21 protein-coding genes are annotated in these 22576 nt (G+C 55.3%); 5 read left to right on the forward strand and 16 right to left on the reverse strand.

What is annotated here, in order from left to right; all coding sequences use genetic code 11:
• Positions 1 to 23 precede the first annotated feature (23 nt).
• The 9 genes from ACEQ15_RS14055 to aroQ all read right to left on the reverse strand — a co-directional run bounded on the left by ACEQ15_RS14055 (position 24) and on the right by aroQ (position 9517).
• Positions 24 to 1472, reverse strand: a complete 1449-nt coding sequence (locus tag ACEQ15_RS14055; RefSeq protein WP_370279842.1) for a tetratricopeptide repeat protein — start codon at positions 1470 to 1472, stop codon at positions 24 to 26.
• A 171-nt stretch (positions 1473 to 1643) separates the two neighbouring features.
• Positions 1644 to 2933, reverse strand: coding sequence for a phosphoribosylamine--glycine ligase (gene purD, locus ACEQ15_RS14060; protein WP_370279843.1), 1290 nt, complete (start codon positions 2931 to 2933; stop codon positions 1644 to 1646).
• Between the two features lie 65 nt (positions 2934 to 2998).
• Positions 2999 to 4579, reverse strand: coding sequence for a bifunctional phosphoribosylaminoimidazolecarboxamide formyltransferase/IMP cyclohydrolase (gene purH, locus ACEQ15_RS14065; protein WP_370279844.1), 1581 nt, complete (start codon positions 4577 to 4579; stop codon positions 2999 to 3001).
• A gap of 61 nt (positions 4580 to 4640) precedes the next feature.
• Positions 4641 to 4925 carry a DNA-binding transcriptional regulator Fis gene (gene fis, locus ACEQ15_RS14070; protein WP_370279845.1) on the reverse strand — a complete coding sequence of 95 codons (285 nt, stop codon included), beginning with the start codon at positions 4923 to 4925 and terminating at the stop codon, positions 4641 to 4643.
• A gap of 20 nt (positions 4926 to 4945) precedes the next feature.
• On the reverse strand, positions 4946 to 5929 hold the full coding sequence (gene dusB, locus ACEQ15_RS14075; RefSeq protein WP_370279846.1) for a tRNA dihydrouridine synthase DusB: 984 nt from the start codon (positions 5927 to 5929) through the stop codon (positions 4946 to 4948).
• Between the two features lie 246 nt (positions 5930 to 6175).
• Positions 6176 to 7069 (reverse strand): 50S ribosomal protein L11 methyltransferase, encoded by an 894-nt coding sequence (gene prmA / locus ACEQ15_RS14080; protein WP_370279847.1) that lies wholly within the window; start codon positions 7067 to 7069, stop codon positions 6176 to 6178.
• A 131-nt stretch (positions 7070 to 7200) separates the two neighbouring features.
• Positions 7201 to 8544: an acetyl-CoA carboxylase biotin carboxylase subunit gene (gene accC, locus ACEQ15_RS14085; protein WP_370279848.1), complete on the reverse strand. Its 1344-nt coding sequence runs from the start codon at positions 8542 to 8544 to the stop codon at positions 7201 to 7203.
• 33 nt (positions 8545 to 8577) lie between these two features.
• Complete coding sequence (accB, locus tag ACEQ15_RS14090) at positions 8578 to 9036, reverse strand: acetyl-CoA carboxylase biotin carboxyl carrier protein (RefSeq protein WP_370279849.1); 459 nt, start codon at positions 9034 to 9036, stop codon at positions 8578 to 8580.
• 43 nt (positions 9037 to 9079) lie between these two features.
• Positions 9080 to 9517, reverse strand: coding sequence for a type II 3-dehydroquinate dehydratase (aroQ, locus tag ACEQ15_RS14095; RefSeq protein ID WP_370279850.1), 438 nt, complete (start codon positions 9515 to 9517; stop codon positions 9080 to 9082).
• A 343-nt stretch (positions 9518 to 9860) separates the two neighbouring features.
• On the opposite strand from aroQ, the gene ACEQ15_RS14100 reads away from it, so the two are divergent.
• Positions 9861 to 10634 (forward strand): ParA family protein, encoded by a 774-nt coding sequence (locus tag ACEQ15_RS14100; RefSeq protein WP_370279915.1) that lies wholly within the window; start codon positions 9861 to 9863, stop codon positions 10632 to 10634.
• A gap of 58 nt (positions 10635 to 10692) precedes the next feature.
• Here the strand turns inward: ACEQ15_RS14100 and ACEQ15_RS14105 are convergent, their stop codons facing one another.
• Positions 10693 to 10836, reverse strand: a complete 144-nt coding sequence (locus ACEQ15_RS14105) for a hypothetical protein (protein WP_370279851.1) — start codon at positions 10834 to 10836, stop codon at positions 10693 to 10695.
• Between the two features lie 158 nt (positions 10837 to 10994).
• Positions 10995 to 11555 (reverse strand): hypoxanthine-guanine phosphoribosyltransferase, encoded by a 561-nt coding sequence (locus ACEQ15_RS14110; RefSeq protein ID WP_370279852.1) that lies wholly within the window; start codon positions 11553 to 11555, stop codon positions 10995 to 10997.
• Positions 11556 to 11726: 171 nt separating this feature from the next.
• On the opposite strand from ACEQ15_RS14110, the gene upp reads away from it, so the two are divergent.
• From upp to ACEQ15_RS14125, 3 genes are all read left to right on the forward strand, one after another.
• Positions 11727 to 12353 (forward strand): uracil phosphoribosyltransferase, encoded by a 627-nt coding sequence (gene upp / locus ACEQ15_RS14115; RefSeq protein WP_282350462.1) that lies wholly within the window; start codon positions 11727 to 11729, stop codon positions 12351 to 12353.
• A gap of 19 nt (positions 12354 to 12372) precedes the next feature.
• Entirely contained in the window at positions 12373 to 13665 is a 1293-nt protein-coding gene (locus ACEQ15_RS14120; protein WP_370279853.1) for a uracil-xanthine permease family protein, read from the forward strand.
• Positions 13666 to 13788: 123 nt separating this feature from the next.
• The gene (locus ACEQ15_RS14125; RefSeq protein WP_370279854.1) at positions 13789 to 14427 is read left to right on the forward strand and encodes a GntR family transcriptional regulator; all 639 of its coding nucleotides are present in this window, start codon (positions 13789 to 13791) and stop codon (positions 14425 to 14427) included.
• A gap of 51 nt (positions 14428 to 14478) precedes the next feature.
• Here ACEQ15_RS14125 and ACEQ15_RS14130 read toward each other — a convergent pair whose 3' ends face one another.
• The 3 genes from ACEQ15_RS14130 to ACEQ15_RS14140 all read right to left on the reverse strand — a co-directional run bounded on the left by ACEQ15_RS14130 (position 14479) and on the right by ACEQ15_RS14140 (position 18396).
• The gene (locus ACEQ15_RS14130) at positions 14479 to 15612 is read right to left on the reverse strand and encodes a mandelate racemase/muconate lactonizing enzyme family protein (RefSeq protein ID WP_370279855.1); all 1134 of its coding nucleotides are present in this window, start codon (positions 15610 to 15612) and stop codon (positions 14479 to 14481) included.
• Complete coding sequence (locus ACEQ15_RS14135; protein WP_370279856.1) at positions 15613 to 16731, reverse strand: mandelate racemase/muconate lactonizing enzyme family protein; 1119 nt, start codon at positions 16729 to 16731, stop codon at positions 15613 to 15615.
• Positions 16732 to 16815: 84 nt separating this feature from the next.
• Positions 16816 to 18396 carry a BCCT family transporter gene (locus ACEQ15_RS14140; protein ID WP_370279857.1) on the reverse strand — a complete coding sequence of 527 codons (1581 nt, stop codon included), beginning with the start codon at positions 18394 to 18396 and terminating at the stop codon, positions 16816 to 16818.
• Between the two features lie 359 nt (positions 18397 to 18755).
• Here ACEQ15_RS14140 and ACEQ15_RS14145 point away from each other — a divergent pair, with 359 nt between their 5' ends.
• On the forward strand, positions 18756 to 18935 hold the full coding sequence (locus ACEQ15_RS14145; RefSeq protein ID WP_370279858.1) for a DUF1289 domain-containing protein: 180 nt from the start codon (positions 18756 to 18758) through the stop codon (positions 18933 to 18935).
• Positions 18936 to 18944: 9 nt separating this feature from the next.
• Here ACEQ15_RS14145 and ACEQ15_RS14150 read toward each other — a convergent pair whose 3' ends face one another.
• Both ACEQ15_RS14150 and ACEQ15_RS14155 read right to left on the reverse strand, forming a co-directional pair.
• Positions 18945 to 20729: an ABC transporter ATP-binding protein gene (locus ACEQ15_RS14150; protein ID WP_370279859.1), complete on the reverse strand. Its 1785-nt coding sequence runs from the start codon at positions 20727 to 20729 to the stop codon at positions 18945 to 18947.
• Positions 20719 to 22458 carry an ABC transporter ATP-binding protein gene (locus ACEQ15_RS14155; protein WP_370279860.1) on the reverse strand — a complete coding sequence of 580 codons (1740 nt, stop codon included), beginning with the start codon at positions 22456 to 22458 and terminating at the stop codon, positions 20719 to 20721. The genes ACEQ15_RS14150 and ACEQ15_RS14155 overlap by 11 nt, the downstream gene beginning before the upstream one ends.
• Between the last annotated feature and the right edge of the window lie 118 nt (positions 22459 to 22576).

Genomic DNA, 22576 nt, shown 5'->3' on the forward strand with positions numbered 1-22576 from the left:
TATGCGTGGTAAAAAGGAAGCAACTATAGTTTGCCTTCTTCCACAATTTTCCAGCCGGAGGAGCGGCGCATCAGGCTCACCCGTTTGCGCTCTACGTCGCGGTAGCGGTCGGAGCGGTAGCTCTGGCGGAAGGTGGCTTCGGCGCGGTTATCCGACAGCATAGTGACTTCGATGTCGCTCAGTTCAACCTTGATAAAGGTTGGCCGGGTCAGACGGGAACGACGCTGGTCAGCCCACTGTTTGTGGCTGGTAGCATTATTCGGTTTGTAGCCCGCCACGTAAGCACGCAGGTAGCCGTCCACATCCTGTGCAGACCAGGCTTCAGCCCAGCCTTTGAGGTGTTCACTAACCAGCTCTTCCGGCGTTGGTGGCGTTTCTTCCGCAACTTCTTCGACCGCTTCCGGCACTGTACCGGATTCCAGGCTCGCGAGTAACTGTGCAGCACGTTCCGTTTCGCGGGCTATTGCCAGCTCTTCCGGCGATGCACTCAGCACGGTGCTGTCGATTGTACCGTTGTTGTCGCTTAAGGTTTCCGGATTGTTTTGTGCGGCGGTAATGGCTTCCGAATCCGCTTCGTTCAACACCACGTTGGTGTAGGGCGGTGTCTGTTCCGGTGCGGCTTCGTTGATGCCAACGGTTTCTGTAGTGCCGCTCTGTACGTTATCGGTTACAGCAACAGTGGTCTCGCTAACGGACCCTGTGCTAGCCGTTTCTTGCTCTGTTGCTTCATTGGCTGTCACTTCAACTGCGGTTTCAGTAACCCTATCAGCCACAAGTGGAGTCGGTGTTGTGGTTACAACCGGAGTTGTCTCTGCCGTTTCGCTTTGGGTTGTTGTGGCGAGACTGATCAGCGAGCTGCTGGCGTTGATTGCAGTTGGTTGACCAAAGCGATCCAGCGATGCGAGCTGGGGACCGTTTTCGCTCCCGGACAGGCCCAGTGCCTTGTTATAGGCATCGGCTGCCAGGACCGCGTACATATCGCTCAGGTTCTGGTAGACCTGGTCGTAACTTGGGTGGGTCTTGAAGGCTTTCTGCAGGGTCTGAATGGCACGGCTGCTGTCACCGGCTTCGGCATAGAGGACCGCCAGGTTGTTCAGCGGCTCAGGACGTTCGGGATACTGTTCATGCAGGGCGTTGAAACGGCGCTCGGCTTCCGTTGTATTTCCGGTTTTGGCCAGCAGGGTTGCCTGCAAAAGCTGGGCATCCATGTTGTTGGCGTTGTTTGCCAGTGCTTGGTTGACCGTATTCAGGGCGTCACGGTACAGGCCATTCTGGGCAAGGCGGTATGCCTGCTGCATAGTTTGCTCTGTATCGGATGCATCATCAGTACTCTGAGTGATCGGAACAGGTTGCTTATCAGAGTTGTCCAGTACGCTGTATGCAATTGCACCTGCGGCAATTGCCGCGACAATCGCAATTGGAAGCCATCTTTTCTTTCCGGGTGCCTGGTCTAGCCGCTGTAATGAAGCCATCGTTGTTCAGTACGTCATTCAGAGAAAATATCGAAGCCGACATTATAAACATCTCGGCCGTCAAAGGCAGGGGGATTACCTGTAGTGCTGTTGATTTTTCCGTAACCTTCCAGTAACGCCCACAAAAAAGCCTCCCGAAGGAGGCTTTCTGGTCACACGGTAAGAGGAGAATTATTCACCCTGCTCACGTGCGATTGCGCGATAAGCGATGTCGGTACGGAAGTACGCGTCTTTCCAGCTTACCTGGTCCAGCAGCTCGTAGGCGCGCTTCTGCGCTTCGGTTACGCTGTCGCCCAGTGCGGTTACGCACAGTACACGGCCACCGGCAGTAACAACGTTACCTTCCTCATCCAGCTTGGTGCCGGCGTGGAAAATCTTAGTGCCTTCCGGGCATTTTGCCGGGAAGCTGATTACGTCGCCTTTACCGTAGCTACCCGGGTAGCCACCTGCCGCCATAACAACACCCACGGACTTGCGGCTATCCCACTCAGCGGTGGTTTCAGCCAGCTTTTTGTCCAGGGCAGCGTTGCACATATCCACCAGGCTGGACTTCAGGCGCAGCATGATCGGCTGGGTTTCTGGGTCACCGAAACGGCAGTTGTACTCGATCACTTTTGGCGTGCCGTCGGCGGTGATCATCAGGCCGGCGTACAGGAAGCCAACGTATTCGTTGCCTTCAGCCTTCATGCCGTTCACGGTTGGCATGATCACTTCGTCCATCACGCGCTGGTCGATCTCCGGCGTTACCACAGGGGCAGGGGAGTATGCACCCATACCACCAGTGTTCAGACCGGTGTCGCCGTTGCCGACACGTTTGTGGTCCTGACTGGTTGCCATCGGCAGTACGTTGTCGCCGTCCACAATTACGATGTAGGACGCTTCTTCACCTTCCAGGAACTCTTCGATCACAACACGGCTGCCTGCATCGCCAAACGCGTTGCCTGCCAGCATGTCTTTGATCGCGTCTTCCGCTTCTTCCAGGGTCATCGCAACGATAACGCCTTTACCGGCAGCCAGGCCGTCAGCCTTAACCACGATCGGTGCACCCTTTTCACGCACGTAAGCCAGGGCAGGCTCGATCTCGGTGAAGTTGGCGTATTCAGCGGTTGGGATGTTCTGGCGATCCAGGAAGTCCTTGGTGAACGCCTTGGAGCCTTCCAGCTGTGCCGCGCCTTCGGTTGGGCCGAAGATGCGCAGGCCTTCTGCCTGGAAGTGGTTGACTACACCGGCAACCAGTGGCGCTTCAGGGCCGACGATGGTCAGGTCAATGGCGTTGTCTTTAGCGAAGGTGCGCAGGCCGTCCAGGTCCATCACGTCAATTGCGACGTTCTGCATCTTCTCTTCCTGGGCAGTCGCTGCGTTGCCGGGTGCAACGAAAACGTCGGTTACTTTGCTGTCGCGTGCTGCCGCCCATGCCAGAGCGTGTTCACGACCGCCGGAGCCGATAACCAGTACTTTCATCTCTTTAATCCTCAAACACAGAGCAGCCCGGACATGCCGGGCTGCTGGGTTGTTCTTGTAACCGCTTAGTGGCGGAAGTGACGCATGCCGGTGAAGACCATCGCCATGCCGTGCTCGTCGGCTGCTGCGATAGTTTCTTCATCACGCATGGAGCCGCCTGGCTGGATGATTGCTTCGATGCCCGCTTCTGCAGCTGCATCGATACCGTCACGGAATGGGAAGAATGCGTCAGACGCCATAACGGAGCCTTTCACTTCCAGGCCTTCGTCCGCTGCTTTGATACCTGCGATCTTCGCAGAGTATACGCGGCTCATCTGGCCTGCACCGATACCGATGGTCTGACCGTCTTTCGCGTAGACGATGGCGTTGGATTTAACGAACTTAGCCACTTCCCAGCAGAACAGCAGATCGCGGATCTCCTGCTCGGTTGGCTGACGCTGAGATACAACCTTCAGTGCGGATGCGTCTACCATGCCCAGATCGCGGTCCTGAACCAGCAGACCACCGTTTACGCGCTTGTAGTCGAAACCGTGTGCACGGTTAGCATCCCACTCGCCGCACTCCAGCAGACGAACGTTTGGCTTGGATGCCACCAGGTCGGACGCTTCCTGAGATACGGATGGTGCGATGATCACTTCTACGAACTGACGCTCGATGATCGCCTGTGCAGTTTTTGCATCCAGCGCGCGGTTGAACGCGATGATGCCACCAAATGCGGAAGTCGGATCGGTCTGGAATGCACGGTTGTACGCTTCCAGGATGTCTGCGCCGATTGCTACGCCACATGGGTTAGCGTGCTTTACGATCACACATGCAGGCTCTTTGAATGGCTTAACACATTCCAGCGCTGCATCGGTGTCTGCAACGTTGTTGAAGGACAGTGCCTTACCCTGCAGCTGGCGCGCAGTAGAAACAGAGGCTTCAGCCGGGTTGGACTCAACGTAGAACGCCGCACGCTGGTGTGGGTTCTCGCCGTAGCGCATGTCCTGTGCTTTCACGAACTGGGTGTTGAAGGTACGAGGGAAGTCTGCTGGTTCTTCCTCTTCACCTTCTACGATTGCGCCCAGGTAATTCGCGATCATACCGTCGTATGCAGCGGTGTGCTCGAACGCTTTAACAGCCAGGTCGAAACGGGTTTTGTAGCCCAGACCACCGTCAGCTTCCAGTTCAGCTGCAACTGCATCGTAATCGGATGCATTTACAACGATCGCTACATCTTTGTGGTTTTTCGCTGCGGAACGCACCATGGTAGGACCACCGATGTCGATGTTTTCGATCGCCAGAGGCAGATCGCAATCAGGACGGTTGATGGTCTGTTCGAATGGGTAGAGGTTAACTACGACCATATCGATTGGGGTGATGCCGTGTTCGGACATGACTGCATCGTCGGTACCGCGACGGCCCAGGATGCCGCCGTGTACTTTCGGGTGCAGGGTCTTAACACGACCATCCATCATCTCCGGGAAACCGGTGTAGTCAGATACTTCGACTGCAGGGATGTTGTTTTCTTTCAGCAGCTTGTAGGTGCCGCCGGTAGAAAGAATCTCAACACCGCGTGCGTTCAGTGACTGAGCAAATTCTACGATGCCGGTTTTGTCTGACACGCTGATCAGGGCGCGGCGTACAGGAGTGGTGTTCTCTGCCATGGTGATTGGAGTTCCCATTAACTAACAAAAAGCACTAAGAAAAAGTACTAGTAAAAAGCGATTACAGCAGACCGTATTGTTTCAGCTTCTTGCGCAGGGTACCGCGGTTCAGGCCCAGAACCTGAGAAGCTTTGGTCTGGTTGTCCTTGGTGTATGCCATTACAGATTCGAACAGTGGTGCTTCGATCTCAGACAATACCATCTGGTATACGTCGGTAACCGGCTGTCCGTCGAGCTGACGGAAGTAGTTGTTCAGCGCCAGGTGTACACTGTCGCGCAGGGTAGTGCCGGTTTCTGCAGTTGCGTTCTGAGTAAGGGTCGGCTGATTAATTTCTTTATATTCCACAGTAATACGTATCCAGTTTGTCAGGCAGCCAGAGGGTCGGCAGCGCGCTCAAAGTAAAGCTCAAGCGCTTGCGTCTGCTCTTCTGCTGTTTCCAATACATTGAATTCCTTGCGGAAGGTCTTGCCTTCCGGCTGGGCTTGCAGGTACCACCCTACGTGCTTTCGAGCGATCCGAACGCCTAAGTAGTCGCCGTAAAAGGTTCGTAGCTCCTGCAGATGTCCCAGCAGAACAGTTCTGATCTCATCCAGTGAGGGTTCTTCCATTAACTCACCTGTTGCCAGGTAATGGTTGATCTCCCTGAATAGCCAAGGGCGTCCCTGTGCTCCCCGGCCAATCATGACGGCATCGGCACCGGTGTGCGCGATAACCTGTTTGGCCTTTTGTGGTGAATCGATATCGCCGTTGGCGAAAACCGGGATGGATACCGCTTGCTTAACCTCTGCAATGGTGTCGTATTCGGCTTCGCCCTTGTATCCACAGGCGCGGGTTCTGCCGTGCAGCGCCAACGCCGCAATACCGGCATCTTCCGCCATGCGCGCGATGTTCAGCGCGTTGCGGTTATCCATATCCCAGCCGGTACGGAACTTCAGCGTGACAGGCACATCAACAGCCGCAACAACGGTCTGCAAAATATCAGCAACCAGTGCTTCGTCCCGCAGCAACGCGGAACCAGCGGCTTTATTGCACACTTTTTTTGCAGGACAACCCATGTTGATATCGATGATTTGAGCACCCCGTTCTGCATTCATCCGCGCGGCATCCGCCATCATTTGGGCATCGCCGCCCGCGATCTGTACAGATCGTGGTTCGGCTTCACCTTCGTGATTCAGGCGGTAGGTAGACTTGCGGGATTTCCACAGACGGGTATCGGAGGTCACCATCTCGGACACAACCAGGCCCGCACCAAACTGCCGGCAAAGCTGCCGGAACGGTCGGTCCGTGACGCCTGCCATTGGGGCCAGAATGGTCTGGCTATCAATGGTATATGGTCCGATTCGGAACATGGTTAACCTTAATTTTGGGTAAAAAAATACCGTGAGGCTGCACAGAGCCCCAAGGCGATTTAATACAAGGAAGGCGGACAATGATAACGCTTCAGCGGCAGAGGTCCAAGCCGTTTTTGATGCTTTTTTGTACGATTTTGGCTTGACTGTTTTAGTCTTTTAAGCTCTCGCAGGGCGCATCAGTGCTGGGATGAGGGACGACATTAGGGTCGTCCCTTAAATTTGATGGGGCAGTGCAGAGTCTGCTTAGCGTTTGGTGCCGGTGATGCGAATCCAGCCTTCGCGTTCAACCGGTGCATCCAGGTCGAACCAAGGAGAGTAGGCTTCGTTGATTGCCTCGGCCTGTTCAGCCAGCAGGCCGGACAGTGCCAGTTTGCCGCCGGACTTTACGTGCTTGGCGATGGTTGGCGCCAGCTCGACTAACGGGCCTGCCAGAATGTTGGCAACGATCAGGTCGCCTTCTACGTCCGGGGTGTTCTCCGGCAGGTAGACGTTCAGACGCTCTTCGCTCAGCTTGTTACGTGCCAGGTTATCCTTGCTGGCTTGCAGTGCCTGCAGGTCGATATCCACAGCGGTGACGTGGTCTGCACCCAGCAGCAGGGCGGCAATACCCAGGATGCCGGAGCCACAGCCGTAGTCGACAACTTTAAAGCCATCCAGATCCTGTGCATCCAGCCACTCCAGGCACAGGGCTGTGGTTGGGTGGGTGCCGGTGCCAAAAGCCAGACCCGGGTCCAGCATCATATTTACCGCATCCGGTTCCGGGGCTTCCTTCCAGCTTGGGCAGACCCATAGGCGTTTGCCGAACTGCATCGGGTGGTAGTTGTCCATCCACTCACGCTCCCAATCCTTATCTTCCAGAATTTCTTCTTTAATTGGTGGCAGTGGTTGCCCCGGGAAGAGTTGGTCGTGTGCCTGCTGGATAAAACGGTTGGTGGCGTTTAGGTCGTGATCGGCGGAAAACAGGCCGGTAATCACCGTGCTATCCCAGAGTGGGGTGGTACCCTGATCCGGTTCAAAGATCGGCTGGTCTTTGTTGTCCTGAAAGGTTACGGATGCACAGCCGGCTGCCAGCAGCAGGTCTTCATACTGTTCAGCGTGGTCCGGTGTTGTGGTGATTTTAATCTGTAGCCAAGGCATGGTGTTTTCCAATTCACGAGAGAACCCCCAGTATATCGCCTTCCGGCACGGTGCGGGAGGTTGGGGCTTGATTGCATGCACAAAAAAGCCCGTGTAAACACGGGCTTTTTGGGCTTCTTAAACCGGTCTTATTACAGGCCCAGTTTTTTCTCCAGGTAGTGAATGTTTACACCACCTTTCTGGAAGTGAGAGTCACGCACGATATCCTGATGCAGTGGGATGTTGGTGCGAATACCGTCGATCAGTGTTTCGTCCAGCGCGTTGCGCATGCGGATCAGGGCGGTTTCGCGATCCTCTGCAAAGCTAATCAGCTTGGCAATCAGGGAATCATAGTGAGGTGGAACGGTGTAACCACTGTAAAGGTGGGAGTCTACACGCATACCCAGACCACCAGGTGCATGGAAGTGCTTCACGGTACCCGGGCTTGGCAGGAAGGATTTTGGATCTTCCGCGTTGATACGGCACTCAAACGCGTGGCCCTGAACAACAACGTCTTCCTGTTTGATAGACAGTGGCAGGCCAGATGCAATGCGCAGCTGCTCTTTCACGATGTCGATACCGGTGATCATCTCGGTAACCGGGTGCTCAACCTGAACACGGGTGTTCATCTCGATGAAGTAGAAACCGCCATCTTCGTACAGGAACTCAAAGGTACCTGCGCCGCGGTAACCGATCTCGAGACATGCATCCACACAGGACTGCAGTACTTTCGCACGTGCGTCCGGATCCAGGTGTGGTGCTGGTGCTTCTTCAACCACTTTCTGGTGACGGCGCTGCATGGAGCAGTCGCGGTCATACAGGTGGATCGCACTGCCCTGACCATCGGCCAGAACCTGTACTTCCACGTGACGTGGGTTTTCCAGGAATTTCTCCATGTACACGGTGTCGTCGCCGAATGCTGCAGCAGCTTCGGAACGGGTTACATGTACGGAGTTCAGCAGGGATGCTTCGGAGTGAACCACACGCATACCACGACCACCACCACCGGCAGCCGCTTTGATGATTACCGGGTAGCCGATGCGCTGTGCGATCTTCTTCATCGCTTCGCCGTCGTCTACCGGCAGTGGGCCGTCAGAGCCCGGTACGGTTGGTACACCTGCTTTTTTCATCGCTTCGATTGCGGAAACTTTGTCACCCATCAGGCGGATGGTTTCAGCTTTCGGGCCGATAAACTGGAAGCCGGAACGCTCTACCTGCTCGGCAAAGTCCGCATTTTCAGCCAGGAAGCCGTAGCCTGGGTGGATGCCCATGGCGTCGGTTACTTCTGCTGCTGCGATGATAGCAGGGATGTTCAGGTAACTCTGTGGAGATGGCGCCGGACCGATGCAGACAGCTTCATCTGCAAGGCGTACATGCATCAGGTCGCGGTCAGCCTTGGAGTGGATCGCTACGGTCTTGATGCCCAGCTCTTTACAGGCACGCAGGATGCGCAGTGCGATCTCGCCTCGGTTGGCAATGACAACTTTTTCCAGCATCTGGATGTCCTTGAATCAGGTCTGTGGGAACGCTTAAACGATAGTAACCAGTGGCTGGTCGAACTCGACCGGCTGACCGTCTTCTACCAGAATCGCTTCCACAACGCCGGCTTTGTCTGCTTCGATCTGGTTCATCATCTTCATCGCTTCAACGATGCAGATTACGTCGCCCACTTTTACAGTCTGGCCCACTTCAACGAAAGAAGGGGAGCTAGGAGATGGGGAACGGTAGAAAGTACCTACCATCGGAGACGTTACAACGTGACCGGAATGAGCAACTGGCGCTTCCGCTTCAGCTGCTGGCGCTGCCGCCGGAGCTGCAGCAGCAGGAGCTGGTGCTGCTACAGGCGCAGGAGCTGCATACGCTACTGCAGGTGCAGCAGAGCTGCCACGGCTGATGCGTACAGACTCTTCGCCTTCTTTGATTTCGATTTCGTTGATGTTGGATTCTTCAAGCAGTTCGATAAGCTTTTTAACTTTACGAATATCCATTCTGAATTTTGTCTCTTTAGCTGTTTACTGTTGCTGTTCGGTATCACGCAACCTGCGTTATCGCAGATTGCAGCGCAAACTGGTATCCCTGTGCGCCCAGACCACAGATCACACCTACTGCTTTATCGGAGAAGTAGGAGTGGTGACGGAACGCCTCGCGAGCATGCACATTAGATAAGTGGACCTCGATAAACGGAATAGCAACACCCAACAGGGCATCACGCAGGGCTACGCTGGTGTGAGTAAACGCGGCCGGGTTGATAATAATGAAGGCTACACCTTCATCACGGGCCCGGTGGATACGTTCAATCAGTTCGAATTCGGCGTTGCTCTGAAAACTGTCGAGGTCATGACCGGCCGCGCCGGCCTGCTGGCTAAGTTCCTGATTGATATCGGCAAGCGTCGTTGAACCGTACACCTCGGGTTCCCGGGTGCCGAGAAGGTTCAAATTCGGGCCGTGCAATACAAGAATTTTTGCCATCGATGCAGCCTTATGCAAACGTGCTGAATAGCACCGCAGAGAGAGATTTAGCGCTATAGTGTGCACAACTCCGAACTCGATGTCTACAACATGGCAAGTTTTAGTTGTTTTCTGTCAAATTACCCGAATTTACCCACGATTTCCCTACGGAGTTTGACTAAAGTCCTGGTTGTTTTTGCAGCAATTTCTATTCCAGTATGGAAATCGATTATTTCCCGTTAGTTTGACGTAAATTCCCACCATAACGATTGACGATCGCTTCAATATTTCGGATATTGCAGTGCGGAAAAGCCAGATTTTGGTGGGCTTGGAAAACTGGGGATGGAGAGGAGCAATTACGATGATCAGACGCGTTGTATTTAACCAGAAAGGTGGGGTGGGAAAATCCAGTATCGCCGTGAACCTGGCCTCGATAAGCGCCGCCCGTGGATTGCGCACTCTGGTTATCGATCTGGACCCGCAGTGTAACTCCAGTCACTACCTGATGGGCGACGATTACATGGAGCTGGATCCGACGGTGCGTAGCTTCTTTGAGCAGACCCTGAGCTTTCAGGTGAACCCGGCTGCGCCCTCTAGTTTTATCCACGAAACCCAGTACGACAACCTGCATATGTTGCCGTCGGCCTATAACCTGGGTGATCTCCAGTCCAAGCTGGAATCCAAGCATAAGATCTACAAGTTACGCGATGCACTGAATAAGCTGGATGGCGAATACGATGCGGTGTATATCGATACGCCGCCTGCGTTCAACTTCTTTACCTTGTCAGCCCTAGTAGCAGCACAACGTTGTCTGATCCCGTTCGATTGTGACGAGTTTGCCCGTCAGGCACTTTATAGCCTGCTGGCAAACGTGCAGGAAACCCAGATGGATCACAACGAAGATCTGCAGATCGAAGGCATTGTGGTCAACCAGTTCCAGCCGCGCGCGACCTTACCACAGGCGATTGTGGATGAGCTGCTGGCGGATGACCTGCCGGTGCTGGGCACCAAGATCTCCTCATCGGTGAAGATGAAAGAGTCTCACAACGAAGGCATCCCGCTGATCCACCTGGCACCAAAGCACAAGATGACGCAGGAATACGTCGCGCTATTTGAAGAGTTGCACGGAAACGGCTAACTAGGGCTGGGCGAATAGGTCCGCAAGGGGCCTGTTCGTGGTGGCTTACTGCCGATGCTTATTCCCGGTAAGTGCGCTGATCGTCGCCGGTCAGGCTTTCGGAAACAGGCTGGCGGCGCATCTCGACCGCTTTTGCTCGCAGGCTGAGGAGCCAGAAAAAGAGCAGGGTGGTGGAGACCACCAGAATGACGACTTCCGTCATGATTTAACCGTTGGTTGTTTATATCGGTTTCGATTCTATCCAATTTATCCCCGCTGGCAACAGAGAAAAATTCAATCACCGCTTATCCCTTTGTCTTAGAAAAACGGGGATTAGAAAGAATCAGGCAACAATAAGCCGGGAACAGATTCTACCGGTGATTATTTGCCTTTAATCGCAAAAATACCCGGGGCGTTACGCCAGTAGCCCTGATAGTCCATGCCGTAACCGAACAGGTAGCGGTCTTCCACATCCAGGCCGATGTAATCTGCTTTCATGTCAGGTCGTGCTTTGCGGTCGTGCAGCTTGTTAACCAGTACCGCAACACGTACTTCGCTGGCGCCGTGTTGTTGGCAGTAGTTGCAGATTTCAGCCAGGGTATGTCCTTCATCGAGAATGTCATCGACGATCAGTACGCTGCGGCCCTGGAAATCAATAGACGGTTCGACTTTCCACTCCAGGTCGTTGCCCGAGGTGGTGTTGCGATAACGGGTTGCGTGCAGGTATTCCGCTTCCAGTGGAAAGATCAGCTTGGTGAGCAGCTTGCCACCAGTGACCAAACCACCGTTCATCACCGTAAAAACCACTGGGTTTTTGTCTATCAGATCGTTGGTGATTTCGACCGCCATCCGCTGCAGGGCTTGCTCAACTTCTGCCTCGCTGTACAGCAGATCAGCCTGCATATACGCCTGCGTAATGTGTTCCAGATCAGGACTGCTCATTTTCCTGACATTTCTCCATGTTTAAGGACTAAACGAAAGTTGTATGACGCGGTAAGATACGCGGCTGAAATGGCGTCGTTTAAATGACATATTTGAACGATTTCGCTAATATTAGCAAGTTTTTCCAATCCTTTCCTTTTGTTTCCAAAAAGCTTCATTTGAGGTCCAAAAATGAGTGTAAAAGAGATCAATCACCCGCTTGTTAAGCACAAGATCGGCTTAATGCGGGCACGGGATATGAGTACCCGTAGCTTCCGTCAGCTGGCTGCTGAGGTTGGCTGTCTGTTGACCTACGAAGCGACCAAGGATCTGGAGCTGGAGACTTACACCCTGGACGGCTGGTGTGGCGACGTGGAAGCGCAACGTATCAAAGGGAAGAAGATTACCGTCGTACCAATCCTGCGTGCCGGTCTCGGTATGCTGGACGGTGTGCTGGAGCTGGTGCCAAGCGCCAAAATCAGCGTAGTGGGTCTGTATCGTGACGAAGAAACCCTTGAACCGGTTGCTTACTTCGAGAAGCTGGCGGGTGATATCGACAACCGTATTTCCCTAGTGATCGATCCGATGCTGGCGACCGGTGGTTCCATGATTGCGACCATCGATATGCTGAAAAAAGCTGGCTGTACCAGCATCCGTGCTCTGGTGCTTGTTGCTGCACCAGAAGGTATTGAAAAATTGCAGGCAGCTCACCCGGATGTGGACCTGTACGTGGCGTCTGTGGACAGCCACCTGAACGAAAAGGGATACATTATCCCGGGTCTTGGCGACGCGGGTGACAAAATCTTTGGTACTCAGTAAGTAACAGGAGCTTACCTGAATGAGTGATTCTTCCTTCACAAACCTGCGCACCATCCTTGCGGGCTCGCAGATGCTGTTTGTGGCTTTCGGCGCTTTGGTGTTGATGCCGCTGCTGACAGGTCTGAACCCAAGTGTTGCGCTGTTTACCGCGGGTATTGGTACCCTGCTGTTCCACGCAGTAACCAAAAACTCCGTGCCGGTCTTTCTGGCGTCTTCCTTCGTGTTTATTGCACCGATCACTTACAGCACACAGACCTGGGGCGTTTCAGCCACCATGGGCGCGCTGTTTGCTGCAGGTGTGGTGTACATGCTGCTGGCGCTGCTGGTTAAGATCAAAGGCTCCGGCTTCCTGCACCGTATCATGCCACCGGTGGTCACCGGTCCTGTGATCATGGTGATTGGTCTGGGTCTGGCACCGATCGCCGTCAACATGGCGATGGGTAAAACCGGCGACGGTGCGATTGAGCTGTTCCCGTACCAGGATGCGATGATCGTTTCCATGATTGCGCTGGTAACCACGCTGCTGGTTGCGACCCTGGCGAAAGGTGTCTTCCGCCTGGTGCCAATCCTGGCAGGCGTACTGGTAGGTTATATCGCGGCAAGCACCATGGGTATGGTTGACCTGACCAAGGTTGCCGAAGCGCCAGTGTTGGCAATGCCTGAATTCGTAACCCCTGAGTTCAACCTGGCGGCGATTCTGTTCATGCTGCCGGTGGCGATTGCACCGGCGATCGAACATGTGGGTGACGTACTGGCGATCGGAAACGTAACCGGTAAAAACTACCTGAAAAAGCCAGGTCTGCACCGTACCCTGCTGGGTGACGGCATCGCAACCTCCGCTGCATCCATGTTCGGTGGTCCACCTAACACCACTTACTCCGAAGTAACCGGTGCGGTGATGCTGACCAAAGCGTTCAACCCTAAGATCATGATCTGGGCGTCTATCTTCGCGATCCTGCTGGCATTTGTGTCCAAGTTTGGTGTGCTGCTGCAGACCATTCCTGCACCGGTGATGGGCGGTATCCTGATCCTGCTGTTCGGCTCCATCGCAAGTGTGGGTCTGAACACGCTGGTGAAAGCCCGTGTTGATATGAGCGAACAGCGCAACCTGGTGATCGTTTCCACTACCCTGGTATTTGGTATTGGTGGCATGGCGATCGGCAACGGCGACCTGAACCTGCAGGGTGTAAGTCTGTGTGGTCTGGTGGCGATTGTACTGAACCTGGTTCTGCCGATGTCTGAGCCGGTAGCAGATGACCTGCACGAAGAGCAGGCCGTGGTTGAGGATATGGTAAGTCACGGTAAGTCGTGATTCGCTGTTAATCCCGTATTCGAAAAAGCCCGCCTTATGGTGGGCTTTTTTTGTGGGCGGAAATAATTCAGGCTCTGATATAATTGTCCTGCAATTGACAATGTGACGGGTATCCAGGAAGAGATGAATAAATCGGCGAAGATCAGCAAGCGCAGTCTGGAAAGTCAGGCGGCCGATCTGATGCGGGAAGATATTGTAAACGGGAATCTAACCCCGGGAACCCGCCTGGTGGAGACAACCCTGGCCAAAGAGTATGGCTTGTCCCGTGGCACCATCCGTATCGCCCTGCACCAGCTGGGGACCGAAGGGTTGGTAACCCAGGTGCCGTATGCCGGCTGGTCGGTTACTGAACTCAACGACCAGGACCTGTGGGAGCTGTATACCCTGCGCGCGACGTTGGAAGGGATGGCGGCACGTTTGGCGGCCGAGCGGATCTGTGAAGAAGGAGCTGATCGCTTGCGTGAGGCCTATCAGCAACTCCTGGCTTTATGTAAGTTGGGCGATCTCAAGGCAATTACCCGTGCCGATCTGGACCTTCATAAGCTGATCATCGAATTGTCCAGCCACTCCCGTCTGGCCAGCCAGTACCAGTTGGTCGAGAATCAGTTCCTTGCCTATATCGCCGCTGCTAACCGGGATTTTGAACCGGAGAGTGTGGGCCTCAGCCATGCTGCCCTGGTGGAGGCGATTTGTGCGGGGGAAAGTGACCGGGCAGAGACCGAGGCGATCCGTAATATCACCGGCTTTGAGGAGCTCCGATAAGCGAGAAAACAAAAGGCGTCATCCGACGCCTTTTTCTGTTGAGGTCATCTTTTAGGCAACACGGTAGCGCTGGATGATCTCATCATCCAGCTCAATACCCAGGCCGGGGCCAGTTGGCCGTTCAATCATTCCGTCGGGGCCGATCTGTGGACCGTTCGTGGCGAGCTGCCAGCGTAATGGGGATGTGGAGGTTGAAAACTCCACGTATTCCGCCTTGGGCTGAACTGCCAGAAAGTGCAGATTGGCCGCCAGGGTGAGGTCTGTATTCCAACCGTGAGGGATCAGCCGGCAATTATGTTCAGCTGCCATGCTCGTGATCTGCTTCAGAGCAGTGAACCCGCCTACCCAACTGATGTCGGGCTGGGCGATATTAATGCCCGCCTCGGTGAAAAACGGTTGCCACTCTGCTGGCGCAGTCAGGCCGGTATCTCCAGCGCCTACCGGTATGTTAGCCGCTTGCAGGGCGGTGAATTGATCGATGAGATCCAGCGGGAACGCAGCTTCCAGCCACTGAATCCGACATTCACGTAGTGCAGGCAAAAGCGGCGCCAATTCCTGATAACTGTGAAAGCTGGCCGTGGCATCCAGCATCAGCTCCATCTCATCACCGACAAAACGGCGAGCGGCATCAAGCAGCTCAGCGCCGAGTTCGGGTTCGTCCCGCCAGAAGGGATCGATCGCCAGTTTCAGGGCTCTGACCGGGTATTCCATTGCCCGTTCCAACGCTTGCTGTAACTCTTCCAAATTACGACCCAGGGGGTATACCGTGGTGTAGGCCGGAAGTTGACGTTGCTGAACCGTGCCCAGCAGTTCGGCGACGGGTTTGTTTTCCAGTTTGCCCAGCAGGTCCCACAGGGCGATATCGACGCCACTGATGGCATGCATGACCACACCACGCCGCCCACAGTAGCTGGTGTGGTGGTACATCTTCTGCCACAGGCCGTTGATATCCGTTGGATCCTGACCCAGCAGGATCGACTTCAACCCCATCAGTGTGTTGATACGGGGCGGTGCTTCAACGATCGCCTTGATTACCGAGGGTAAGCTGTCGACTTCGGCAATACCGCTGACCCCGGCATCGGTATCAATCCGGATCAGACAATTGTTATTGGTCGGATCCAGGTCCAGTTCGCGCTCGCTGGGCACCCGCAGCTCAATGACTTCGATATCCGTTATTTGAACCACTTAACCACCTATCGTGTAGTGCCAGATTGAGTGATCCTGCACCGCTTGCCAGTCCATCTCGATGCCCAGACCCGCACCGGAAGGGGCCTGGACCTGACCATCTACTGTACGTATCGGTGTTAAGCAGCAGGCTTCATGGCTAGGGTAAGGTACGGGTTGTTCGAAGAACTGACTGTTTGGCAGCGACAGCATCAGGTGCAGATTGGCGGCCTGAGTCAGACTGTAACCCCAGGACTGTAGCTCAAGGTCCAGGTTGTTGGCCTGCGCCAGGGCTGCAATCGTGCGACCCGCGGTAAAGCCACCGGCGTAGGTCACGTCGGTGCGCAGTGCATCCCAGGCCTCTTCTTTCAGAGCCAGATTTAAAAGCCCCGGGGTAAGCAGGGTATTGCCTGCCGGTAGTATCGGCACTGTCGTTGCGCTACGCAGTTCGGCATAGCCCGCCAGATCCGTATCAAGTAATGGGGCTTCCAGCCAGATGCAGTTCATCTGCTCCAGTCGTTTGGCGATGACCAGTGCATCCTGACGGCTGTAACGCTCCTCCAGATCGATCATAAATGGCAGTTTAGAGCCAAATACTTCATCGATGGTGTCAAGCAGCGCCAGGTCCTGTTCCAGGTTACACCAGACATGGAACTTGATCGTACGGTGTCCCTGGGCCAGTAGTTGCCGGACAAACGTCACGTACTCGGACGGGTGGTCAAATACGGGAGTGCTGGCATACGCGTCGATGCTGTTGCGGCTGCCTCCCAGCAGGCGGTAGAGCGGCAGATCCAGCGCCTTGGCTTTCATGTCCCACAAGGCGATATCGATGACCGATTGAGGTTTCGGGGTCATGCTGTTGTAGCGACCCATCAGGTGTCGCCAGATCGTATCCGTATCCCAGGCATTGCGTCCCATCAATTCAGGTAGCAGGGACTTCAGGGCGGCTGCCGGCGCGCTGTCGAAGTCATGTTCCGAGTAGGTGGTAATACCGGCGAATCCCTGCGCACCACAACGGGTGTTTAAGCGCAGCAGAGTCAGGGTTTCGAATACTTCGCCCATATCACCCGCCAGGCGGTAACGCTCGACCGGAGGTGTAACGGCGAAGACCTCCGCGCTTTCAATTTCAAGCTCTTTCATTCACGCAATCCCATGGTTTGGGGAGTAAAATTTGGGGAGTTGTGACCGCAGCCGGGTATAGGGCGTTGGTCACATTACTCAATGTCAGACGGTCATGTCTGCGGTTGTTTCTTCACGGCGTGGTTGATGAGCCGCTACCGGAATTGGAGCCATAGCTGGCTGCAGGCGGTATTCGTCTTCCCGTAACCAACGCACCAGGGAGATCGCCATAATGGCGGTAATGAACAGTTGTGGCAGGGCAAGTGTGATCGCCGCGGTCTGCAGGGCTTTCAGGCCGCCAACAAACAGCAAGCTGAGGGGCAAGCCAGCCAGGGCAAATGCCCAGAACAGACGGTGCCAGCGTGCAGGATGTTCATCTTCCTTCAGTTCCACCGTTGCTACCGCCGCCATGGTGTACGCGGCAGAGTCAAACTGGGTGGCAAGGAAGATCAGCGCCAGGATACAGAACAGCGGGAGCACGATGCTGGACAGTGGCAGGGAGTTGATCACTGCGATGATGGCCGTTGGCGCATCCTTTTCATTCAGCAACGTGGTCACAGACAGGATGTCGTTCAACTCCAGATGCATGGCGTAATTGCCCAGTGCACCGAAGTAGGCCCAGCAACCCAAGCTGCCAAAGATCAACATACCGGAGATGACCTGACGGATGGTGCGACCACGGGAGATCTTGGCGACAAACAGCCCCATGAACGGACCATACGCGATCCACCATGCCCAGTAGAAAATGGTCCAGCCTTCCGGGAAACCGGAGTTGGTAACCGGATCGGTCCAGAAATTCATGCGCACAAAGTTCTGGAACATCAGGCCAATGCCGTTGGTGGTGGTTTTGAGGATAAACAGGGTCGGGCCCACCGCAACAATGAATACCAGTAGCGCAATTGCCAGCCAGACATTGATGTCACTTAGCACCTTGATGCCTTTCTTCAGACCAGAGTAAGCACTGATGCCGAAAATCGCCGTGCAGAGCAGCATGACAAACACGCTCAGGCCCATGGTGTTTTCGATGCCCAGGATATCGCTCAGGCCTGCTGCCACCATCGGTGTGCCCAGGCCCAGGCTGGTACCCACACCTCCTAGCAAACCAAACATAAACAGAATATCGATGATACGCCCCAGCGGACCGTGGGCGTGTTTGCCAATTACGCCTTCGCAGGCTGCACTGAGTTTCAGTTCCGGCTGTTTGCGAACGTGGTACAGGTACGCCAGAGGAATGGCAGGAACACCATAGAATGCCCAGGCGGTAATACCCCAGTGGAACATGCCGTAGGTGGCGGCCCATTCGGCGGCGGCATCAGAGTTTGCTTCAATACCCATCGGTGGTGACTGCAGGTAATACGCCCACTCGATTACACCCCAATACAGGATGCCGGAACCGATACCGGCGCAGAACAGCATGCCGGCCCAGCTAAAAGCCGTGAATTCCGGTTTGTCTTCGGGACTACCCAGCTTTACTTGCCCGTAACGGCTCATTGCCAGCCAAACCAGCAGAATCACAGCCGCGATCCCACCCCAGAGATAAAGAATGCCGAATTTGGACGTCATGATGCCGAAGGCTGCATTGATGAATGCATTCGCTTGCTCGGGCATCGCTAGCAAAGGAATACAGATGCCGAGCAGTACCACCAGTGTGGTGACAAAGGTCGGCCAGTCAGTACGAATACCCATCTTAGGTACCTCATTTATTTTTATTTGTCTGAATCGGTGTTTCCGAATTGGTCGTTTGGTGACCAGGAACAGGATGGATAATATCACCATATTGTAGATTGTCCAACAATCTACAATATGGTGATTGGGTTTCAGTTCCTGAAACCTGATGGGGTAAGTGATGCAAAAGCAGTACAACGGGGGGTGTGGTGTAAGGGTTTTGGGGGACTTGATGTATGGGGCCGGGTAGTCGGAAGTGCCTGGTTTATGCGGGTGCCGGGTTGGGCAACTCGCAAAAAAGCCACCCTGAGCTAAGCTTCAGGGTAACTTTTTCATTTCCGGGATAGGACAAGGTAAGTCGGAGAGACTCAAGGATGCAGATGAAAAGGAAAAACGCGCCTTGTGTGCGCAACTGTTGCCTGGACGAGGACGACATCTGCCTTGGTTGCGGGCGCTCGCTGGAGCAGATCCTCAACTGGAATGAGGTCGATCAGGCGCAGCGCGAACGCTGGTTGGAAGAAGCTACCGGGCGACGGCGGAAGCGCCGATTGCCAACCTGATACAGTGCTTTAACTGAGCATCTCGACCCGCTTCGCCTGCTGTTGCAGCTGATACATGGAGCGGTACAACCCTTTCTCTTCGCCCATCAGCTCCTTATGGGTGCCTCTTTCCTCTATCCGTCCGTGGGACAACACTAGAATCTGATCGGCGTGTTTTATCGTCGAGAGCCGGTGCGCAACAATGATCATAGTGACCTGACCGTGCAGTTCCTTCAGCGCCCGTTGAATCACCTGTTCCGTTTCACTGTCCACATTTGCAGTCGCTTCATCAAGCAGCAAGATACGCGGAGATGCGGCAAGGGCTCTGGCGATCACCAGTTGCTGTCGCTGTCCGGTGGACAGGCGGGTACCGCCTTCACCCAGCAGCGTATCCAGACCCTCCGGCAGTTGCGCCAGTGTGTCACTCAAGTGGGCTTGTTGTGCAGCACGCAGCAGTTCACTTTCTGGCAGACCACGGCCCATATCGATGTTATCGCGCAGGGTGCCCGCTACGATGAACGGCTCCTGCGGAATCAGGCCAATGCCCCGGCGCAGGTTGTCGTGGCTGAAACTTTCCAGTGGTTGGTTATCCAGCTGGATCGCACCCGGATTGCCCTGATAGAAGTTGAGCAGCAGGCTGAGCAGGGTGCTCTTACCGCTGCCGGTATGACCCACTACTGCATAGAGCTCGCCCGGTTGCAGGCTGAAGCTGATATCGTGCAGCACCGGTTTGTCTACCTGATACGCGAAGTTGAGCTGGGACACCGATAAGCGACCTTCGCTGACCTGTGCTGGGGTGTTGTGGTACTGCTGTTCGCTCTCCTCGATCAAGGTGTGTACCCGATCACCGGCCACCATCGCCTGCTGGTAGAGGTTGAAGCGTTGAGTTACTTCGGCCAGCGGTTCGGTAAAACGGCCCAGGTAGTTAAGGAAGGCGTAAAGCACACCGACCTCGGCCACCCCCGTGGTGACCTGCAAACCGAACATCCAGATGATGGCGACCAGTACCAGTACACTGAGCAGATCGATGGCCGGGCGTAGCAGCAGGGCGCTGACCTTGATGGTACGCATGCGGGCACGGTAGTAATCGTCGTTGACGGAGTCGAACTTGCCGATAAAGCGCTGTTGCTGGTTGGTCGCTTGCACGACCGACATGCCGGCAATCGATTCGCTGACGTTGGCGTTGATCTCGGAACGCAGGTGGCGGCTGTGTTGTACCGCCGGACCGCTGAACTTTTCGTAGAGGAAGATCACACCTACGACGGTGGGAATCAGCAGGGCCGACGCCAGCATCAGCTGCAGGTCCAGCAAGGCCATGGCAATCAGGATACCCACCAACAGGATCAGGTTGCTCATCACCACCGACAGGAACTGCACGTAAAGGTCTTTGATCGCTTCGGTGTCGTTGGTGATGCGGCTGACCAGCTGGCCGGTGCGGGCGTGGTCGAAATAGGCCATCGGCAGGTTGAGCACGTGCTTGAAAGCGCGCTGGCGGATATCCTGCACCGCGTTCAGTGCCATAGTGGTGAAATGCATGGTCTGCTTGTAACGCAACCAGGCTGCTGCGACCTGTGTCACCAGATATAGACACAACAGGATAACCAGCGCCTGGGTGTCGAAGTTGCGGGGCATCAGGTAGTCATCGATAAACACCTTGCCCAGATAGGGGCCGAACACGTCGGCCGCAGTCGCCAGCAACAGGAAGATCGTGGCTTTGCTCAGTAGAGCCTTGTCGCCGTAGATATAAGCCGACAGCAGCTGGAAAGTGCCGCGGCGGTTGTTGGTATTTGCAGTACTGCGTGGCTTATCGTTCATCCAAAGCCGCCTCCATCTGCTGGTAGGTCCACATACGGCTGTACCAGCCGTCATGCTGGGTCAGACTGTCGTGGTGCCCCCGTTCGCTGATCTCACCATGGTTGAGTACCAGAATTTCATCGGCATCTTCGATCGCCGAAAGGCGGTGGCTGATAATGATCACACTGCGGTTCTGGGTGTCGCTGCGCAGGTGCTGCAGGATCTGCTGTTCGGTATGTACATCCACTGCAGACAGGGCATCGTCCAGAATCAGCACCGGTGCATCGGTGATCAGGGCGCGGGCAATCGCCAGGCGCTGACGTTGTCCGCCGGACAGGGTTATACCGCGTTCACCCACCTGGGTATCGTACCCATCGGGGAAGCGTTGGATATCCTCGTCCAGCGCGGCAATCCGGGCTGCATGACGGATCTCCGCTTGGGATGCGTCCGGTTTTGCTAGTGCAATGTTCTCCGCAATGCTGAGGCTGAAGAGGAAACTGTCCTGCGGCACGTAGGCAAAACAGGCGCGCAGTTCATGCAGGGAAAGCGCCTGCAGCGGTGTGCCGTCGATGCGGATCTGCTCGGTATTGGATTCCCAGTGACGCATCAGCAGCTGAATCAGCGTAGTTTTGCCCGATCCGGTTGGACCCGCGATCCCCAGGCGTTTACCGGCTGGCAGGACGAAGTTCAGGCCTTTTAGAATCTGTGGGCTGGTGGGCTCGTAGCTGAAGTCGAGGTTCACCACCTCAATCGCGGGTGTCTGCGGTCGAGTTTCTCCACGATCATCGATGGTATCGGCGGTATTGAGCAGTTCATCCACGCGCTTGAATGCCGCGCTGCCTCGCTCAACGATATTGAGCAGCCAGCCAAAGGCCCACATCGGCCAGATCAGCTGCCCCATGTAGAGAGTAAAACTGGCCAGCTTGCCAACCGTGAGCTCCTCCTGCCACACCAGCCAGCCGCCGACCGCCAGGATCAGTAGCAGCGAGGTGGTCAGGCAGAGGTAGATCACCGGTTCGTACAGGGCTTCGTAACGGGCCACCTGGTAGTTGCAGCGGGCGGCTTTTTCGGCGATGCCGTTGAAGGTGTCACTTTCCGCCTGCTCACGTCCCATCGCCTTGACCAGCCGGATACCGGCCAACGCCTGCTGGGTCTGGTTGTTCAGATCGGAAAAACGTTCCAGCGACTCCTGAAAGTGTTTATGAACGGAACGGGAGATCTTATAGAAACCGTAGCCCATTAACGGGAACGGCAGCAGAGCGATCAGGGTCAGACGCCAGTCGATGGCAAACAGCATCATGGCGATCACCAGGACAAAGGTGAGTGCACCGTCGAAGCCGGACAGAACACCTTCACCGGCCGCCAGCTCGATGGCGTCGATATCGTTGGTGGCCTTGGCCATCAGGTCACCGGTACTTTGCTGGCTGTAGAACGCCGGTCCTAAGCGGGTCAGGCGCTGGTAGAAGCGCTGGCGCAGGATGCCGCCCAGGCGGTAGGAGGTGCCAAACAGGATTAGACGCCAGCCCACCCGCAACAGATAGATCAGCAGGCCCATGCCCAACAATACCAGCAGATACTGTTCGACCGGGTGGTTCAGTTCACCTTCGGCCAGCAACAGGTCGATGGTCTGGCCGATCAGGTAGGGCAGGGCCGCGTTGAGCAGGGCAACGCCTGCCAGCATCATCAGGGCCAGAGCATAGGTGCGCCGGTTGGCTTTAAAAAACCACGCCAGTTGGTGAAACAGTTGCATCTGCAGGTGAGTCCGTTGCTGTCAGCGGGTAAAGGGCTGTTAGTGTACAGCGTAGACCGGGTTGAGGTGCAGAGGGAGAGGGGCCGCATAACTGCAACAGAGTGATGCGGCGAACGCA

The organism is Pontibacterium sp., assembly GCF_964228735.1.
Taxonomy (GTDB): Bacteria; Pseudomonadota; Gammaproteobacteria; order Pseudomonadales; family Balneatricaceae; genus Pontibacterium.

Coding starts and splice junctions, on each gene's coding strand:
- ACEQ15_RS14055 (WP_370279842.1), bottom strand. CDS start 1,472: ATGGCTTCATTACAGCGGCTAGACCAGGCACCCGGAAAGAAAAGATGG.
- purD (WP_370279843.1), bottom strand. CDS start 2,933: ATGAAAGTACTGGTTATCGGCTCCGGCGGTCGTGAACACGCTCTGGCA.
- purH (WP_370279844.1), bottom strand. CDS start 4,579: ATGGCAGAGAACACCACTCCTGTACGCCGCGCCCTGATCAGCGTGTCA.
- dusB (WP_370279846.1), bottom strand. CDS start 5,929: ATGTTCCGAATCGGACCATATACCATTGATAGCCAGACCATTCTGGCC.
- prmA (WP_370279847.1), bottom strand. CDS start 7,069: ATGCCTTGGCTACAGATTAAAATCACCACAACACCGGACCACGCTGAA.
- accC (WP_370279848.1), bottom strand. CDS start 8,544: ATGCTGGAAAAAGTTGTCATTGCCAACCGAGGCGAGATCGCACTGCGC.
- accB (WP_370279849.1), bottom strand. CDS start 9,036: ATGGATATTCGTAAAGTTAAAAAGCTTATCGAACTGCTTGAAGAATCC.
- aroQ (WP_370279850.1), bottom strand. CDS start 9,517: ATGGCAAAAATTCTTGTATTGCACGGCCCGAATTTGAACCTTCTCGGC.
- ACEQ15_RS14105 (WP_370279851.1), bottom strand. CDS start 10,836: ATGACGGAAGTCGTCATTCTGGTGGTCTCCACCACCCTGCTCTTTTTC.
- ACEQ15_RS14110 (WP_370279852.1), bottom strand. CDS start 11,555: ATGAGCAGTCCTGATCTGGAACACATTACGCAGGCGTATATGCAGGCT.
- upp (WP_282350462.1), top strand. CDS start 11,727: ATGAGTGTAAAAGAGATCAATCACCCGCTTGTTAAGCACAAGATCGGC.
- ACEQ15_RS14120 (WP_370279853.1), top strand. CDS start 12,373: ATGAGTGATTCTTCCTTCACAAACCTGCGCACCATCCTTGCGGGCTCG.
- ACEQ15_RS14125 (WP_370279854.1), top strand. CDS start 13,789: ATGAATAAATCGGCGAAGATCAGCAAGCGCAGTCTGGAAAGTCAGGCG.
- ACEQ15_RS14135 (WP_370279856.1), bottom strand. CDS start 16,731: ATGAAAGAGCTTGAAATTGAAAGCGCGGAGGTCTTCGCCGTTACACCT.
- ACEQ15_RS14140 (WP_370279857.1), bottom strand. CDS start 18,396: ATGGGTATTCGTACTGACTGGCCGACCTTTGTCACCACACTGGTGGTA.
- ACEQ15_RS14145 (WP_370279858.1), top strand. CDS start 18,756: ATGAAAAGGAAAAACGCGCCTTGTGTGCGCAACTGTTGCCTGGACGAG.
- ACEQ15_RS14150 (WP_370279859.1), bottom strand. CDS start 20,729: ATGAACGATAAGCCACGCAGTACTGCAAATACCAACAACCGCCGCGGC.
- ACEQ15_RS14155 (WP_370279860.1), bottom strand. CDS start 22,458: ATGCAACTGTTTCACCAACTGGCGTGGTTTTTTAAAGCCAACCGGCGC.